This window comes from Streptomyces sp. NPDC042100, from assembly GCF_055582325.1.
Genome location: NZ_JBVJDK010000003.1, coordinates 546,897 through 563,144 on the forward strand (window position 1 = coordinate 546,897; position 16,248 = coordinate 563,144).

At 71.8% G+C, this 16,248-nt stretch carries 14 protein-coding genes and 1 pseudogene; 2 read left to right on the forward strand and 13 right to left on the reverse strand.

Features of this window, described 5'->3' with window-relative positions:
* Positions 1 to 101 precede the first annotated feature (101 nt).
* Positions 102 to 983, reverse strand: coding sequence for an alpha/beta fold hydrolase (locus ACZ6J5_RS09810; RefSeq protein ID WP_469389550.1), 882 nt, complete (start codon positions 981 to 983; stop codon positions 102 to 104).
* A gap of 142 nt (positions 984 to 1,125) precedes the next feature.
* Here ACZ6J5_RS09810 and ACZ6J5_RS09815 point away from each other — a divergent pair, with 142 nt between their 5' ends.
* Positions 1,126 to 2,478 (forward strand): M48 family metalloprotease, encoded by a 1,353-nt coding sequence (locus tag ACZ6J5_RS09815; protein WP_469389551.1) that lies wholly within the window; start codon positions 1,126 to 1,128, stop codon positions 2,476 to 2,478.
* Positions 2,479 to 2,502: 24 nt separating this feature from the next.
* On the opposite strand, the gene ACZ6J5_RS09820 is transcribed toward ACZ6J5_RS09815, so the two are convergent.
* From ACZ6J5_RS09820 to ACZ6J5_RS09865, 10 genes and pseudogenes are all read right to left on the reverse strand, one after another.
* The gene (locus ACZ6J5_RS09820; protein ID WP_469389553.1) at positions 2,503 to 4,002 is read right to left on the reverse strand and encodes a cryptochrome/photolyase family protein; all 1,500 of its coding nucleotides are present in this window, start codon (positions 4,000 to 4,002) and stop codon (positions 2,503 to 2,505) included.
* Between the two features lie 181 nt (positions 4,003 to 4,183).
* A complete protein-coding gene (locus ACZ6J5_RS09825) occupies positions 4,184 to 4,621 on the reverse strand; it encodes an SRPBCC family protein (RefSeq protein WP_469389555.1) in 438 nt (145 codons plus the stop codon).
* Positions 4,622 to 4,884: 263 nt separating this feature from the next.
* A pseudogene (locus ACZ6J5_RS09830) lies at positions 4,885 to 4,986 on the reverse strand (hypothetical protein); the annotation flags it as partial.
* Between the two features lie 86 nt (positions 4,987 to 5,072).
* Complete coding sequence (locus ACZ6J5_RS09835) at positions 5,073 to 5,963, reverse strand: hypothetical protein (protein ID WP_469389557.1); 891 nt, start codon at positions 5,961 to 5,963, stop codon at positions 5,073 to 5,075.
* A 157-nt stretch (positions 5,964 to 6,120) separates the two neighbouring features.
* Entirely contained in the window at positions 6,121 to 7,197 is a 1,077-nt protein-coding gene (locus ACZ6J5_RS09840) for a response regulator (RefSeq protein WP_469389558.1), read from the reverse strand.
* Entirely contained in the window at positions 7,190 to 7,429 is a 240-nt protein-coding gene (locus ACZ6J5_RS09845; RefSeq protein ID WP_469389560.1) for a hypothetical protein, read from the reverse strand. Before ACZ6J5_RS09845 ends, ACZ6J5_RS09840 begins: the two co-directional genes overlap by 8 nt.
* Positions 7,430 to 7,725: 296 nt before the next feature.
* Complete coding sequence (locus tag ACZ6J5_RS09850) at positions 7,726 to 9,228, reverse strand: glycoside hydrolase family 1 protein (protein ID WP_469389562.1); 1,503 nt, start codon at positions 9,226 to 9,228, stop codon at positions 7,726 to 7,728.
* Positions 9,225 to 9,641: a PTS lactose/cellobiose transporter subunit IIA gene (locus ACZ6J5_RS09855; protein ID WP_469389564.1), complete on the reverse strand. Its 417-nt coding sequence runs from the start codon at positions 9,639 to 9,641 to the stop codon at positions 9,225 to 9,227. The genes ACZ6J5_RS09850 and ACZ6J5_RS09855 overlap by 4 nt, the downstream gene beginning before the upstream one ends.
* 58 nt (positions 9,642 to 9,699) lie before the next feature.
* Positions 9,700 to 11,079 carry a PTS sugar transporter subunit IIC gene (locus tag ACZ6J5_RS09860; RefSeq protein ID WP_469389566.1) on the reverse strand — a complete coding sequence of 460 codons (1,380 nt, stop codon included), beginning with the start codon at positions 11,077 to 11,079 and terminating at the stop codon, positions 9,700 to 9,702.
* 74 nt (positions 11,080 to 11,153) lie between these two features.
* A complete protein-coding gene (locus tag ACZ6J5_RS09865) occupies positions 11,154 to 11,468 on the reverse strand; it encodes a hypothetical protein (RefSeq protein WP_469389568.1) in 315 nt (104 codons plus the stop codon).
* Positions 11,469 to 11,640: 172 nt separating this feature from the next.
* On the opposite strand from ACZ6J5_RS09865, the gene ACZ6J5_RS09870 reads away from it, so the two are divergent.
* A complete protein-coding gene (locus ACZ6J5_RS09870) occupies positions 11,641 to 13,602 on the forward strand; it encodes a BglG family transcription antiterminator (protein ID WP_469389570.1) in 1,962 nt (653 codons plus the stop codon).
* A gap of 45 nt (positions 13,603 to 13,647) precedes the next feature.
* On the opposite strand, the gene ACZ6J5_RS09875 is transcribed toward ACZ6J5_RS09870, so the two are convergent.
* On the reverse strand, positions 13,648 to 14,280 hold the full coding sequence (locus tag ACZ6J5_RS09875; protein ID WP_469389572.1) for a hypothetical protein: 633 nt from the start codon (positions 14,278 to 14,280) through the stop codon (positions 13,648 to 13,650).
* A gap of 195 nt (positions 14,281 to 14,475) precedes the next feature.
* Entirely contained in the window at positions 14,476 to 16,248 is a 1,773-nt protein-coding gene (locus ACZ6J5_RS09880) for a glycoside hydrolase family 3 protein (protein WP_469389574.1), read from the reverse strand.

Genomic DNA, 16,248 nt, shown 5'->3' on the forward strand with positions numbered 1-16,248 from the left:
GCCCCCCCGGTCGGCTGAACCCGGGATCCCGGCCCGGTCGGCACCCGGGCGGGCTGTCCGGCCGCCCCCGCGCGGCTCGCCTGGCCGCGGCGCCCCCCGGCTCACCCCGTGTGCCGCACCAGAGCGTCGACGAGCTGGGGCCAGAGCGCGCGGGGCCGGTCGTGTCCCATGTCCGGGACCAGGAGCAGTTCGGCGCCGGGGATCAGGTCCGCGGTGCGCCGACCGCCGCTGGGGTCGATCAGCGTGTCGTCCAGGCCGTGGATCACCAGCGTCGGCACGTGGAGGCCGCGGAGCGCGTCCGCGCGCGAGCCGCTGAGGATCATGGCGCCCAACTGCCGTCCGGTCCCGGCCGGATAGTAGGCCCGGTCGTAGCTGTCACCGGCGAGCCGACGCAGCGCGGCGGGGTCCCCGTACCGCTTCGAGGCCCACACCAGCTCCCTCTCCGCCGCCGCGACGTACCCCGCCCGGTCCGAGGGCCTCGGGGCGAAGAGCACCGCCTGGGCCTCCGGGCTGGGCTGGCCGTACTCGCTCTCGCCGGTCGAGGACATCATCGACGTCAGGGTCAGCACGCGGTCCGGGGCGGCCAGCGCCATCGTCTGGGCGATCATTCCGCCCATCGACGCGCCCACCACGTGGGCGCGCTCGATCCCGAGCGCGGTGAGCAGACCGAGGCCGTCGTCCGCCATGTCGGTGAGCCGGTAGGGCACCATCGCCAGTGCCGAGGGAAGGTCGCCCGAACTCACCGCGGCGATGAACTCGGACAGGTCGACGGGACGGTCGTCGAACTTCGTCGACAGCCCGCAGTCGCGGTTGTCGTACCGGATCACATAACGGCCCCGGTCCGCCAGCGCACGGCAGAGGTCCTCGTCCCAGGCGGACATCTGCGCCCCGAAGCCCATGACGAGCAGGACGGCCGGATCACCCGGATCGCCGAAACCCTCGTACGCGATGGACACCTCGGGAGACACGGCGATGATCGGCATACCCGGAGCCTGCCATGGCCGGGCGGGCGACGCACACGAAATATCCGGCGCGTGACCTGCGCTTCTTCTCCTACCCTTTCCCCCAGTCGTACGTACGTACGTCCGGATCCGGACCGCGCGGCTTCGTCTGCAAGGGGTGGGGATGACAGAGGCGACCGAGGCCACTGAGGTGACGGAGGAGAACCCGGTGCGGGGGGAGACACCGGGGAGCGCGGGGGAGGAGTGCCCCCACTGCCACGAGCGGATGCCGGTCGATCCGAGGTTCGTCGTCTGGTGCTCCGCGTGCGGCTGGAACGCGGACCCGAGCGCTGCCGAGCCCGCCGGCGGCAGCAGGACCGACCGGGCGCGGCGGCGCATGGCGCAGCGGTACGGGGAGCAGCTGTACGCCGAGCTCGCGCACGGTACGAGCGGCGCCGCCCGGACCGGACCCGGTACGGCGGGTGTCCAGGCGGTGGCGGTGGCGTCGCTGGTCCACGGGCTCACGGTGGTGCTGGTGGCCCTCGGCCTCTGGCTGCTCATCGCGGGCTGGGGCGAAGGGCTGCAGCCGGTGTTCGCCGTGATCCTGTTCGGCTTCGCGGCGCTCCTGCGGCCCCGGTTCGGCGGTCTGGACCGGGAAGGAGACGACGAGCCCGTACTCGAACGGCAGCACGCGCCCGAGCTCTTCGCCCTCCTGGACGAGGTGGCGGCCGCGGTGGGCACCACGGGAGCCGACGTGGTCGTCGTCGGCGCCGAGGCGAACGCGAGCGTGTCCACGTACGGGATTCGGCAGCGGCGCGCGCTGCGCCTCGGCATGAGCCTGTGGGCCACCCTGGGGCCGCAGGAGAAGGTCGCGCTGCTGGGCCACGAGTTCGGCCATTACGCACACGGCGACACCCGGCGGTCCCTGTGGGTCGGCGGCGCCCTCCGCTCGCTGGACACGTGGAGCTACCTGCTCGCCCCCAACGCCGGCGAGACCCTGATGGACCAGTTCGTGAACGTGCTCACGGCCGGTCCCCGCTGGGCCGTCCACGGCGTGACCCTGCTCCTCGACCAGGCGACGCTGCGTTCCTCCCAGCGCGCCGAGTACCTCGCCGACAGCTCCGCCGCGCACGTCGCGGGGCCGGCCGCGGCCGCCGCCCTCATGGACGCCCTGCTCCGCGCCGAGGGCGCCGAGCAGGCTCTCGTACGGGAGACGGTCGCCGCCCGGACCCGCCTCGGCGGCGCGGCCCGGCGCGACGACCCGGCGGCCGGGCTGTGGGACCGGATCGCCGCCCAGACGGCGGCCGTCCCGGACCACGAACGCGACCGGCTGCGCAGGGTCGCCGAGCTCCGAGGCCACTCGATCGACGCCACCCACCCGCCCACCCACCTGCGGCACCGCCGCTTCGACCGGTGCGCACCGGCCCCGGCCCGCATCGTGCTGGACGAGCGGCGCGCGGCGGCCGTGGACCGGGACCTGGCCGGCCCCGCACAGGCCGTGGCCCGCCTGGTGATGCGCGACGGGCACGTGGGATAGGGCAGCCAGCCCCGACCGGTCCCGTCAGGGCGGCCCCTCTCCGCGCCCCCGTTCCTGCTCCAGGAGCGCGGGCAGGTCCCGCAGCCGGTCGAGGCCCCGAACCGGCCGCGCCATGCGATGGTTGCGGCCGAGGCGGTCGCGGTGCCGGTGGAGGAAGGCCCAGTACCCGGCGGTGAACGGGCACGCGTCCTCGCCGACGCGACGGTCCGGGCGGTAGGGGCACGGGCCGCAGAGGTCGCTCATGCGGTCGATGTAGGCGCCGCCCGAGGTGTACGGCTTGGTCGTCATCCGGCCCCCGTCCGCGTACTGGGACATGCCGACGACGTTGGGCAGCATGACCCAGTCGTAGCCGTCGACGAAGCCGCGGTGGAACCAGTCGGTGACGGCGGCCGGGTCCCAGCCGCGCTGGAGCGCGTAGCCGCCCAGGACCATCAGGCGCGGGATGTGGTGGGTCCACCCCGTGTCCCGGACCTGCCGCAGGGCCGTCGCCAGGCACCGGGCCGACACCGCGTCCGCGTCCAGCTCCTGCCACCAGCGGGGGAGCGCGCCGGTGTGCCCGAGAGCGTTGCTCGCGCGGTACTCCTCGCCGAAGTACCAGTACAGGTGCCACACGTACTCGCGCCAGCCGGCGATCTGCCGGACGAACCCCTCCACCGAGTTCAGCGGTGCGCCGCCCGCCCGCCAGACGGCCTGCGCCCCCTCGACGCACTCGGCCGGGTCGAGCAGCCCCAGGTTGAGGGAGGGCGACAGAAGGCTGTGGCTCATGGTGCCGTCGGCGGCGAGCACGGCGTCCTCGTGCGCGCCGAAACCGGCGAGCCGGTGGTCCAGGAAGCGCCGCAGGGCGGCGAGTGCCTGCCGCCGGTCGGCGGGGAACATCCGGGGGCCGTCACGGCCCACGAAGGAGACGTCTCCGTCGCGTTCCCAGCGGTCGAGGTCGCGCCGGACCTCCTCGTCGATCGCGTCCTCACGGGGGTGGTACGGCGCGGGGGCGCCCAGCGTGCGGGCTCCGCGCGGTGGTGGGCGGCGGTTCTCGTGATCGAGGTTCCAGGTGCCGCCGGCCGGTTCGCCGCCCTCCATGAGGATGTCGTGGTCGCGCCGGACGTGCCGGTAGAAGTCCTCCAGGCGGAGCGTGCGCTGCCCGCCCGCCCACGCGGCGAACCGCTCGGGGCTCACCAGGAAGCCGCGCGGCGGCAGCACGGTGACGTTGCCGAGTGAGCGGACGAGGCGCAGCGCGGCCCGCGAGGTGGGGTGGTGCACCGTCACCGGGCCGTCGCCCACGGCCTTCCGCAGTCCCTCCGCGTAGGTGTCCGCCCGTACGTACGTCACCCGGTCACCGAGTTCGGCGGCGCGGTGCCGCATGGCCGTGAGGACCAGGTGGGCCTTGGCCCGGTGGAAGCGGCGGCGCCGGAAGACGGACCGGGACTCGATCATCACCACGGGCGCGTCGCGGGCCGGGCCGCGGTCGCCCGGCTCCAGGAAGGAGGGGCCGAGCTGGTCCCCGAAGAGCCAGTGGGTGTCGGTCATCGGTGGTCCGTCCTCATCCCTCGTGTGCGCCCCTCGTCGGGCGCGGGGGCGTGCGGTCGCCGGGGCCCCGCGCTCATCAGGGAGTTCGCTCCCGGCCCCCCGGCCGGATGCGGTCCGACCGGGTGAGGCGGCCGCGAGGCCACGGCCCGCCGCCGCATCCGCGTGCGGAGCAGGGGCGCGGTCAGGGCCGCCAGGCCTCGGCCGCCGGTGGAAGGCGGTCGGCCACGCCGTCGGCCAGCCGCTCGAACTCCCCGCGCAGGAACGGCGCGGCCAGCCGCGCGAGGCCCTTGAAGGTGAGCGACGCGCGGTACGTCAGCCGCGTCGCCGTCCCCTCTTCGGCGAACCGCAGGTCGTCCAGCGCCGTCACGGTCGTGTTCTCGCCTCGGAACACCAGGCGGAACGGCTCCCGGACGCGGAGTTCGTACCGCAGCTCGGTCGTGCGGCCCCGGAACCGGGACGTGTTGCGCCACCGGGCGCCCCGCCGCACGGGCCCGTCGTCGAGCCGGACGCAGCGCACGGTGCCGGGGTCCCACTCCTCGGCGCGCGCGAAGTCCTCCAGGTAGGCGATGACCTCCGCCACGGGCCGCCGCACCACGAGCACCCGCTCCACACTGATCACCGTACGGCCTCCTCCGTCTCCCACCGGTACGCGCGCCGGCACCGGTCACCCAGTGCTTCCTGCCGGGCGCCCCGGCCGGATGCACCTGAGGGCCACGTCGCCCCCGCCCCGGTGGGACGGCGCGCGGCTCACCAGCCCCACGTGCCGGGCGCGCCCTTGAAGGGCCCCTCTATCTCGTGGGTGATCCACCCGCCGTAGAAGTCGCCCTCCTGGGCGGTCACCGGCTCCCCGTCGACCGCGCAGCCCACCGCGGACGGATAGAAGGCCAGGTGGCCGCGGAGCGCCTCGTACGGGCCGAGGGGTTCCTCGTAGCTCCACGCGGCGCGGGGGCGCGGGAACTCCGCGCGTACGTCACGGCCGGGCAGGCGCCCTCCTTACCGTCACCGTCCCTACGCGCGCGCGTGAGAACCGTCGGCCCGCGCCGCGTCACCGACCGCGCGGAGTGCGGAGCTCACGGGGTGAACACCTTCACGGAATCGTCCGCCCCGTCGTTCCGGTTGACGCCGATGAAGAAGTCGCTCCCGATGTGGGTGATGTCCTCGATCTCGTCGAGCAGATTCCTCCCCGGAATACCGATGTCGCTCTCCACGTCACCTCCGGACCAGTTGTACTGGTATACCCAATTCCAGCCGGTCTCGGGAGTCGAGGTGTTGATGGACTTGGTGTTCCAGATGTAGTTCTCGGAGCAGTCGATTCCCTGGTCGGAACGATTGTCGTGACTCGTCAGATCGGTCTTCACCAGCGTCCATCCGCTCGTCAGGGAACCGGCGCCAGGGTGGGTCCACAGGTTCCCCGCACGACGGGCGGCGTACTTGCCGGCCCCGCCGGCCGCCGTCGCGCTGTAGCAGAGGCCGCTGATGTTCCCGATGGGCAGATGGACGACCTCGCTCGCGCCGATGGCGCCCGACGCGCTCAGGCGGACGATCGTCACGTCGTCGCTCGGGAACGCCGACTGACTGCCCTGGGTCGCGATCAGGGCCGGACCCTGCCCCTGGTAGTCGGGGTGGTAGGCGAGGTCGTTGCCGTGGCCGAGCGCCGGAATGGACGTCGGCGCCCCGGCGCAGGTCCAGCTGGTGCCGTCCCAGGCCGATCCGTCGCGCAGCCACCGGGAGAGGACGGGCTCCTCGCCGCCGGCCTTGGTGAAGACGATGTACAGCTGGCCGGCCGGACCCGCGACCATGCCCTGCATGACGGTCCGGCCCGCCCGGCACGCGCTGCTCGTCGGAATGGTGAGCCGCTCCTCGCCGCTCCTGTCGGTGGCGGCGGAGGCGGGCGTCGTCGCGGTGACGGCGATTCCGGTCACCATCGCCAGCGCGGACGCGAAACTCAGCAACTTCTTCACGTGATTCCCCCTTGTGTGTGGCGAGGAGGCTAGCATTTCGCGTGTACCTTGCATCCGAAGCGGCGTCGAATCGTCGTCCCGGCAACGAACGTGGCGAGAATTCACCCCCCTCCGGAGCGATCCCTCACGTGCTCGCCGCCCCGCCTCTCGAATCGCTCTAGACGGTGTGCCGTTCGAGGTAGATCGACGTGAAGACGGCGACCTTCGCCCGGAGCGCCCAGGCGTCGAAGGGCTTGCTGATGTAGTCCACCGCGCCGGCGGCGTAGCCACGGGCCGAGTGCTCGGAGTCCACGCCCATCGCCGTGAGGAAGATGATCGGCACGTCACGCGTCCGGACGCGGCGTTTGATGTGCGCGCAGGTCTCGTAGCCGTCCATCTCCGGCATCTGCACGTCCATGATGATGACCGCGAAGTCGTCGTGGTCGAGCAGCGCCTTGAGGGCCTCACGGCCGGAGGAGACGGTGACGAGCTCCTGGTCGAGCGTGGCCAGGATCGCGGTCATCGCGAGCAGGTTGTCCGGCTGGTCGTCGACGATGAGAATCTTCGGCATCGCCTCCGGGCGGCCGGGCAGCACCGCCGCGGGCGGCTGCTCCACCGCGTCCAGCTGCCGTTCCAGCAGCTCGCAGCGCCCCTCCGCCGCGTCCCGCTGGGCCCGCGCCTGCCGAAGGGCCGCGCCGAGGCGGATGACCTCCGCCTGCAGCTCATCACGTTGCTGAAGCAGACCGGACACGTCCGGATGCGCCGCCGCGAGCTCGTCCGCACGCCGCTGCTCCGCCACCCGGTCGGCCTCCAGCTGATTCAGCCGCGTCTCCAGGTCGGCGATCCGCTCCGTCCGGTCCAGCAGCGCGTCGCCCAGCACGTCACCGCGGACACTGGAGCGCCGCGACACGCGGTCCGCGTCGGCGAGCTGCTGCTCCAGGATCTCCAGCGCGTGCCTGGGGGAGGAGCCCGCGTCCACGGCGGCGCCGTACAGACCGCGCAGGAACTCGATGGCCTCGGTGGTGACCGCGGTGCCCCGCGTCCCGGCGACGTCGGCGAGCAGGTCGCTGATCACCTGCCAGGGAGGTAACCGCGTACCGTTCAGATAGCGCGAGACGGTACCCGGATCCAGATCGCGCCGGGCCGCGTACCGGCGCACGGACACCTGCAGCCCTTCGAAGAGCTCGCGCAGCGCCTCGGCCAGCGCGCGGGACGGATTGCTGAGGTCGTCCCCGAGCGGCCTGAGCTCACCCACGCCGCCCACCCCCGTCGGTCCTGGTACGGGTGGGCTGCCGGGGCGCGGGCTCCTCGGCGCTGACGAGGCGATCGAAGAACGGCACGGCCAGCCCGGCAGCGGCCAGACCGGCCAGCACACCGCGCGCGGTGCCCTCGCCGGCCAGCGTCGTCAGCACCCCCGCCGCGACCCCGGCAAGGACGGCGAGCAGGAACACCAGCGTCGATCTCAGCGACAGCAGAGGACGGTCCACGTTCTCTCCATTCACGCAACCCACATTGAGGGTGCCGAAACTGACGGTCCGTCGAGCTCGTGCCCGGCGGGAGACCAGAATGGAGGAACCACGCGGTGTTGCAGACCACGACCGACGAGCCAGTCCCGTTGCGGACCCCCGACTCGTCCCGCCGCGACACCGTTCCGGCTGTTCAGGGAACCGCCGGGGACCACCACGCCCCGATGTTGCCGCGCAACGCTGCCGACGGCGCAACGCAACGCACCGCCCCCCGCCCGCCCACATGTTCAGCGGGCGGGCGGGGCGCGGGGGAAGGCTCAGAGGGTCGCGCCGTTGGTGGCGATGACCTCGCGGTACCAGGCGAAGCTGTCCTTCTTGCGGCGCTTCCCGGTGCCCTGGCCGTAGTCGTCGCGGTCGACGTGGATGAAGCCGTAGCGCTTGGTCATCTCGGAGGTGGACGAGGAGACGATGTCGATGGGGCCCCAGGGGAGGTATCCGATGACGTCGACTCCGTCCTTGACGGCTTCGCGCATGGCTTCGACGTGGCGCCGGAGGTAGTCGACGCGGTACGGGTCGTGGACGCTGCCGTCGTCCTCCACGGTGTCCTTCGCCCCGAGGCCGTTCTCGGCGACCATGAGCGGGATGTCGTAGCGGTCCTGGTAGACGTGGAAGGCGTACCGCAGGCCGAGGGGGTCGATCTGCCAGCCCCAGTCGGAGGTCTCGACATGCTCGTTGCGGAACTCGTCCTGGGCGGCGGGCCAGCCGATGGTGTCGGCGAGGCGGAAACCGTCCTGGACGACCGCGGTGGAGTAGTAGCTGAAGGCCAGGTAGTCGATGGTGTGCTCGCGCAGGGTGCTGAGGTCCTGCTTGGTCATGCTGATGCTGATGCCGCGATCCGCGAGGTAGCGGTGGAACCAGGTGGGGTACGTGCCGCGGACCATGACGTCGGAGAAGAGCAGGGAGTCGCGGTCGTGCTGCTGGGCGGCGTAGACGTCCGCCGGGGCGGGGGTGCGCGGGTAGACGGTCATGTCCAGGATCATGGACCCCATGCGCGCGTCGGGGTTGAGGCGGCGGCCGGTGGCGACCGCGCGGGCGTTGGCCACGAGCTGGTGGTGGATGGCCTGCCACTTGGCCTGGTCAAGGTTCTCCTCCTCGTCGGCGAGCAGTCCGAGGGTAAGGAAGGGGTCGGTGAGCGCGGTGTTGATCTGGTTGAAGACGATCCAGTAGGTGACCTTGTCGGCGTACCGGGTCAGGACGGTCTCGGCGAAGCGGTCGAAGAAGCCCAGGACCTCGCGGTTCTTCCACCCGCCGTACTCGGTCACCAGGTGGAGCGGCATCTCGTAGTGGGAGAGGGTGACGACGGGCTGGATGCCGTGGGCCAGAAGCTCGTCGAAGAGGGCGTCGTAGAAGGCGAGTCCGGCCTCGTTGGGCTCCTCCTCGTCCCCGTTGGGGAAGATGCGGGTCCAGGAGATCGAGGTGCGGAACGCGGTGAGGCCGAGTTCGGCGAGCAGGGCGATGTCGTCCTTGTAGGTGTGGAAGAAGTCGATGCCGAACCGCTTGGGGTACGCCTCGGCGGCTGAGGCGAGGCCGGCCTCGACCTCGGCGCGGCTGCGCACGATGTCGAGGTTGGCGTAGTCGGAGGCCGGGACGTAGGGGATCACGTCTTCGACGGACCAGCCGCGGCCGTCCTCCTGCCAGGCGCCCTCGGCCTGATTGGCGGCGATCGCGCCGCCCCACAGGAAGCCCTCGGGGAAGGCGGAGGCAGGGGAGGTAGGGGAGGCAGGGGCGTCGGGAGTGGCGGCGGTGTGAGGGGCGTTCATGCGGAGACCTCCGTGATCTGAGGGGTGGTGCTCGCGGCCGGAGCCGGTGTCCGGGCGGAAGTGGTTGCGGCGGCCGGAGCCGAGGTGAGGGCGTCCAGGCGGGTCGAGAGGCGCTGGAAGAGGCTGATGAGCCGCTCGGCCGTGAGGTGCTCGCTCATCACCGTCATCAGGGTGTCCTGGGCGTGGGTGAACAGGACCGAGTAGACCTGCTGTTCGTCGCGTGCCTCGCCCTGCACGATGCCGGTCTGCACGTGATGGCCCCGGCCGATCTCCGTCTTCGCCTGGGCGAGCAGCCGGCGGGCGGTGTCGAACTTGTCTTCCTCGACGGCCGCCAGGGCCTGGCCGATGAGGGTTCTGGCGTCCCCGGCGTGCAGCAGGATCTGCATCGAGGTCTGGGCGAGCCGCTCGTCCATGAGGGGCGTCTCCGATCCGTACGAGAGGGGTGGGGGTGTGTGGGGGAGGCCGGGCCCGTCAGGTGTCCTGCCCGGCCGGGAGCGGCCCGGGGGCGCCGGCCGGGCCGGGGCCGGTGCCCGAGGAGGGCGAGAGGCTCTCGGCGCGCGGGGCCTGGGACCTGGCGCAGTCCCGGGCTGCCTCCGCGACGGTCCGTTCGGCCTCCCGTGCGGCCGCCTGTTCGGCCTCGGCCCGCTCCTCGGCCAGGACCTGGCTGTCGTAGGCGCGGAAGAAGGGGAACCAGAGGGCGAGGGAGACGGCGGCCAGGACCAGCACGAGCAGCGCCCCGGCGATGCCGCTGACCACGAACGCGCCGATCGGGTAGGGCAGGTACCAGAGGGAGAAGACCTTGCTGGGCACCGGTACCAGGCCCGAGTCGAGGGCGAAGTAGGTGAGGCTGGGGATGACGAGTCCGTTGAGCCAGAGCGGGATCATCAGCAGCGGGTTGAAGGCGACGGGGGCGCCGAAGATGACCGGTTCGTTGATGTTGAACAGCGAGGGGACCGCGGTGGCCCGGCCGATCACCCGCAGGCGCTGCGAGCGGGCGCGGAAGCACATCAGGGCGACCAGGAGCAGCGTGCAGCCCATGCCGCCGATCATGGTGAAGCCGACGTAGACGACCTCGTACGTGAAGATGTGCTCCGTCCCGTTCTGCGCGTTCTGCTGGACCGCGTCCATCCAGATCGGGAAGCACAGCGGGAACAGCACCCAGCCGCTGACGCCGAAGGAGTAGAAGAAGATCGGCGCGAAGGTCAGGAGCAGGAACCCGGGATAGGTCTGCGCGATCGAGGTGAGCGGGGAGAAGAGGTCCACGATCGCCTGGAACGCGTCCAGGTGGCCCACGGAACTGACCAGCCAGCCCGCCGTCATGACACAGAGGATGGGCAGCAGTGAGTCGAACCAGTTGATCACGAAACTCGGCAGGGCCGTGTTGTTCTTGAGGAAGCTGAACTTCGCGAAAAGATGGAAGGCCGCGGCGATGACGACGCCTCCCACGATGGAGACGAACATGCCGCCCGCGCCGAGCTTGGCGAACTCCAGCGACGCGATCCCGTCGGCGTCGAGGGCCGGCTTGAGGAGGAAGAGGAAGAGTCCGATGCCGGTGAGTCCACCGATCATCTTCTGGCTCTGCCGGCCCATCTTGTCGAGAATGCTGAACGGAATCAGGAACGCCGCGAAGATTCCCAGCATCCCGAACGTGTAGCTGTTGATGTCGCCGACCGAGGGTACGGCTCGGGTCACTCCCGGTATCAGACTGACGAGCGTGATGATGGAACCGGCGAGAATGAAGGGGAGCAGCCCCAGCATGGCGGTCTGCAGGCCCTGGACCCAGGCGTTCTGGGTCAGCTTGTTGATGCGCGGGGCGAATTTCTCACTGAGGAAGGCAACTGCTGTGTTCACGCCTGATCTCTCCTTTGAGGAGGCGCTCGGGCAGGGATGTGCTCGGGCCGGGGCGTGCCCGGGCAGGGAGGTGTTCAGCCCACGGGCTGGGCGAGCGACGAGGCCAGTCCGAAGGCGGCGACGCCGTCGAGGGTCCCGTAGATCTGCTGGCTGATCAGCGCGCACTTCACGTCGTGCGCGGCGGCCTGGGCGCTGATCTCGTCGAACATGTACTGGAGGTGCGGGCCGATGAGCACGACGTCGAGCTCGGGTAGTACGGCCGCCAGTTCGGTCTCGCTGCGCGCGTCGATGGACGCCTCGACACCCGCCTTCTTCGCGGCCTTCCGCATGCGCTGCGCGATGAACCCGCTCGACGCGCCGGAACCGCAGACAATCATGATGCGGAGCATTGATTCAACCTCCATGTGCTCGGCGGGGCTTTGGTCCGGGACTTCCTTCCCGGTGGCCGTGCCCCTTTCCTGATTCATCGTGCGGAACGCCGTACGGAGATATCCAACCGGCTTTTTTCCGCAAGGCGGAAAGTCCCTGGTTCCGGTCTGCCGCGTACGGTTGCATGAAGGCGTGAGTACGCGCAGCAGGCAGAACGCCCTCGTGGAATACCTGCGGCGGGCACGGGGCCCGGTCCCGCCCGCCGAGGCCGCCGACGCCCTGGGCGTCACCCGGCGCAGCGTGCGCGGCTACGTGGCCCGGCTCAACGAGGCGGCGCACCCGCTCCGCCTGATCACCTCGACACCGGCCGGCTACCGCCTGGACCCCGCGGTGTACGAGACGGCACGCGCCTGGCGCGAGAGCGGGGCCGCCGGCGGTGCCGCGCAGAGCGGCGGGGCACCCCCCGACGGGCGCCTGTTCCGCCTCGTACGGCGCCTGACCGCCTCACCGCAGGGCGTGGACGTCCATACGCTGGCCGGCCAGTTCTTCATCAGCGACTCGACGCTGGAGGCGGACCTGACCAAGGTGCGCCGCCGGATCGAGCCGTACGGGCTGCTGCTGACCAGGAGCGGCCCCCTCGTCCGGCTCACCGGCCCGGAACGGGACCGGCGGCGGCTCATCAGCGCCCTGTTCCGGGACGAGGCGGCGGCCGGGTTCCTCTCGTTCGACGCCGTGCGCCAGGAGTTCTCCGGGATCGACCTGGGCCCGTTCAAGGGGCACTTGGTGACCGCCTGCACCCGGCAGGGCTACCTCGTCAACGAACTGGCCCTCAACGACGTCCTGCTGCACGTCGCCATCACCCTGGAGGGGGACGACCCTGCCGCGCGGGACGGCGGCGGCACCCCCGGCGCCACGGCACAGGCGCCCGGAGAGGGGGAGAAGGCGGCTCTGTCACCGATGGCCGACGTCGTGGACCGACTCACCCGCCTGCATTTCGGCGTCTCCCTGCCCGCCCTCGACCTGGAGCACCTCGCGCTCCAACTGGACGCCCGAGCCCTGGTCCGCGACGACGAGGAGGGCGCCACGCTGCGCGCCGAGGAGCGCGCGCTGGTACGCCGGATCGTGGCCGCCCTGGAACGGGAGTACGCCCTGGACCTGGCGGACGAGGAGTTCCTGCGCCGTCTGACGCTGCACGTCCAGCATCTGCGCGACCGGGCGGGATCCGGCCTGTACAACCGCAATCCGCTCACGGCGGCGGTGAAGACGTCCTACCCGCTCATCTACGAACTGGCCGTCTACCTCTGCCGGGAGATCCAGCAGGAGTGGTCCGTGGACTTCTCGGAGGACGAGATCGCGTTCATCGCCATGCACGTCGGCGCGCACCTGCAGGCGCGGCCGCAGCCCCCGGGAAGCGTGGGCTGCACGCTGGTCTGCCCCGCGTACTACGAGATGGCGCCCCGCCTCAAGGAGCTGCTGGAGGCGGAGTTCCGCAGCCGTCTGGTGGTCGACCGCCTGGTGACGCGGCTGGGGGAGGGGGACCTCGGCGCCGGGGACGAGCTGGTGATCTCGACGGTGCCGCTCGCCGAAGCGCCCTCGCGCACGGTGGTCATCCGCCCCTTCCCCACGACCGGGGACCTGGACGCGGTCCGTTCGGGCATCGACCGTGCGGTGCGCCGCAGGGACCGGCGGGCGGCACGGGAGCGCCTGCTGGGCTTCCTCGAACCCACCCTGTTCTTCCGCGACCTGGAGGCGCCGAGCCGGGCGGCGACGATCCGCGTCCTGCACGAGGAGCTCGCCCGGCTGGGCATCGTCGGCCCGCGTCATGTGCGCGAGGTGCTGGAGCGGGAACGGCTGTCGTCGACCGCGTTCGCGGACGGGTTCGCGATACCGCACGCGATGACGATGACGGCCCGTCGCTCCGCCATCGCCCTGGCGGTCAACGAACACCCCGTGGAGTGGGGCGACAAGCGCGTGAACGTGATCGCGCTGATCGCCTTCAGCGACCGGGACCGGGCGGCCTTCCGTACGGCGTTCGAGGAGCTGACGGAGGTGCTCAGCGACCGCTCGGCGGTGCGGCGCCTGGTGACGGAGGCACGGGACTACGCCGGCCTGCGCAGCGCGCTGACCATGCTCCTGGACGAGGGCATGGGCTGAAGGTACGGGCTGAGGGCGCGGGCTCCCGGGAGCGGCGGCCGGTGCTCAGTACAGCTTCTTCACCGCGGTGTTGAGGGTGTTCTTCCAGGGGATCACGGGCGGATCGCCCCAGTAGCTCTGCCACAGGACCAGCGTCACGGTGTCGCCGTCGCGGCCCACGCCCCACAGGTAGTTGTAGTCGGGGCGCTCGGTGGCGTTGGCGTCGAAGGTGTGCATCCCCTGAAGGGTGGCGCCCTCCTCGACGTTGATCACCCCGTGGTCGCGGTAGGTCGCGGTCACACCGGGCCGCTGCGGGGCCCGCGCGCAGGCGATGTAGTCCTGCCGGGCCTTGTCCGCGAAGGCGATGGCCTCGGCCTCCGTGGCGAAGACCGCCACCTTCTGCGCGGCGAGCGCGGTCTCCGCGGTGGTGAAGTCCCGGTGCCACACGTTGACCTCGGCCGGCTCGGCGGGCCAGCCCACCGCGCAGTCGAAGTCCTGGCCCCACCCCCGGGCGGTCGGGTTGGCGCGCCACGACTCGGTCCTCGGCAGGTCGGAGATGTACAGGGTCCCCGGCTGTGGCCGCCACTGGTCGGCGGCCACCGCCTGCCCCGGAGCCGCCCCGGCTCCCAGGGTCCCGGCCGCCAGCACCGCGACCCCTACCGCGACCGCGCCCCCGCGCAGCCGTGCACGTACCCCCATGGCGTCCCTTCCTCCGTGCGCTTCGACCACCCCGTTCCGCCCCGGACCGGGGCGGAACGGTCTCCACGGTAGGGCGTCGGAGCCGGCGCGGCAGGGCCTTTCGGTGGGAATGACCGAGAACGTACGCCCGGGTGGCGGCGCGGCCGGACGGGCGGACCGTCGCACAGGGTCCGCCCGTCCGGCCGCGGGGGGCGGCTACAGGATCAGGCCCGCCCCGTACGGGAACACGGGGTTGTCCGTGTCGTTGGGGATGTCGGGGCAGGAGGCCGCCACCGCCGCCATCGAACGGGGGAGTTCGAAGGGGAGGCGGCCCTCGGCCCGGGCGCGGCCGAACACGATGTCGAGCAGGGCCTCGTCGCTCGCGCCGAAGTCCGCGATCAGGGCCGCCGCGCGCTCCGCGATCTCGGGGATCACGGCCGCCCGCTCCAGGTTGACGCAGACCACCGTCGGCACCGTGTCCAGCAGGGCCAGGATCGGCTCCAGCTCGGCCTCGGAGAACGCCAGGGTCCCCGAGTGGAAGAACGACTCGAACTTGTTGTCGCGGACCTCGTACGGGGTGCGCAGGCGCAGCACGGCCACCTGGGCATCGGCGGGGGAGTCGGCTACCTCGGCGTACCCGCTGGCCGCTTCGGCGGAGAGGTTCTCGACGTACAGCGTGGGGCGCCCCGTCAGGGGCAGGGTGCCGGGCGTGTTCTTCAGCAGCGTCAGGGAGCGCCGCTGGGCTTTCGCCCCGGCCTCCGCGAAGTCCGTGCGGCCGACGGTCTCGGCGGCCCGGTCCGCGTCGACGTACGGGGCGTCGAAGAGTCCGAGGGTGAACTTCTGCGTGAGGACGCGGCGCAGCGACTCGTCCAGGCGCCGCTCCTGGACGCGGCCCGACTCGACCAGTTCCACGACGAGTTCGGGGCGGGCCTCGCCGCCGAACTGGTCGCAGCCCGCGTCGAGCACGCGCGCCACCCGCTCGCTCTCGGTGAGGTGTTCCAGGCCCCAGGCGCGGGCGTCGTGGTGCTCGCCGAAGATCTCCGAATCGGAGACGAGGCCCCAGTCGGTGCAGACGATCCCGTCGAAGCCGAGTCGCTCGCGCAGCAGCCCTTGGATGACGCCCTTGTTGAAGCCGAAGCCGACCTCTTCCCAGTCGGTGCCGATGGGCTGGCCGTAGTAGGGCATCATCTGCGCGCAGCCGGCGGCGATGGCGGCCTTGAAGGGCTCCAGGTGGTATTCGCGCAGCCCGCCCGGGTAGACCTGCTCCTTGCCGTGCGGGAAGTGGGGGTCCTCGCCGTCCTTCTGCGGGCCGCCGCCGGGGAAGTGCTTGACCATCGCCGCCACCGAGGTGCGGCCCAGTTCGGCGCCCTGCAGGCCCTGGACGTAGGCCCGTACGAGCTGTGAGGTGAGGGCCGCGTCCGAGCCGAACGTGCCGCTCTGGCGCGACCAGCGCGGCTCCGTCGCCAGGTCGATCTGGGGGTGCAGGGCGACACGGAAGCCGACGGCCAGGTAATCGCGTCGGACGGTGTCCGCGAAGTCGAGGACCAGTTGCGGGTCGCGGGTCGCGGCGAGGCCCAGCGGCTCGGGCCAGGCGCTGAACGCCCCCGCGTTGAAGGAGGCGCCCGCGTTGTCCGTGAACGCGTGGCGCGGGTCCGTCGACAGGGTGACGGGGATGCCGAGGCGGGTGTCGGCGGCCATCGCCTGGACGGTGTTCTGCCAGCGGGCCATGGCGGCCGGCTCGTACGTGCCCAGGAGGTTGAAGTGGGTCATGTGCTGCCCCTGGAGCAGGTCCGTGGTGCTCAGGGGGACCATGCCCGGGTCGCCCTTCTCCACGGTGCCGCCGTCCGGGTGCATGGCGAGCATGGTGTGGAAGAGCTGGCCGGCCTTCTCCGCGACCGTCATGCGGGAGATGAGGTCCTCGACCCGCCGCTCGGTGGGGAGCTCCGGGTCCTGGTACGGGTGGCCTTCGTTGCGTACGGTGAACTGCAT

What these genes read in the sequence shown, in the direction of transcription:
- ACZ6J5_RS09810 (WP_469389550.1), bottom strand. Translation starts at nt 983, where the DNA reads ATGCCGATCATCGCCGTGTCTCCCGAGGTGTCCATCGCGTACGAGGGT.
- ACZ6J5_RS09815 (WP_469389551.1), top strand. Translation starts at nt 1,126, where the DNA reads ATGACAGAGGCGACCGAGGCCACTGAGGTGACGGAGGAGAACCCGGTG.
- ACZ6J5_RS09820 (WP_469389553.1), bottom strand. Translation starts at nt 4,002, where the DNA reads ATGACCGACACCCACTGGCTCTTCGGGGACCAGCTCGGCCCCTCCTTC.
- ACZ6J5_RS09850 (WP_469389562.1), bottom strand. Translation starts at nt 9,228, where the DNA reads ATGAACGCCCCTCACACCGCCGCCACTCCCGACGCCCCTGCCTCCCCT.
- ACZ6J5_RS09855 (WP_469389564.1), bottom strand. Translation starts at nt 9,641, where the DNA reads ATGGACGAGCGGCTCGCCCAGACCTCGATGCAGATCCTGCTGCACGCC.
- ACZ6J5_RS09865 (WP_469389568.1), bottom strand. Translation starts at nt 11,468, where the DNA reads ATGCTCCGCATCATGATTGTCTGCGGTTCCGGCGCGTCGAGCGGGTTC.
- ACZ6J5_RS09875 (WP_469389572.1), bottom strand. Translation starts at nt 14,280, where the DNA reads ATGGGGGTACGTGCACGGCTGCGCGGGGGCGCGGTCGCGGTAGGGGTC.
- ACZ6J5_RS09880 (WP_469389574.1), bottom strand. Translation starts at nt 16,248, where the DNA reads ATGCAGTTCACCGTACGCAACGAAGGCCACCCGTACCAGGACCCGGAG.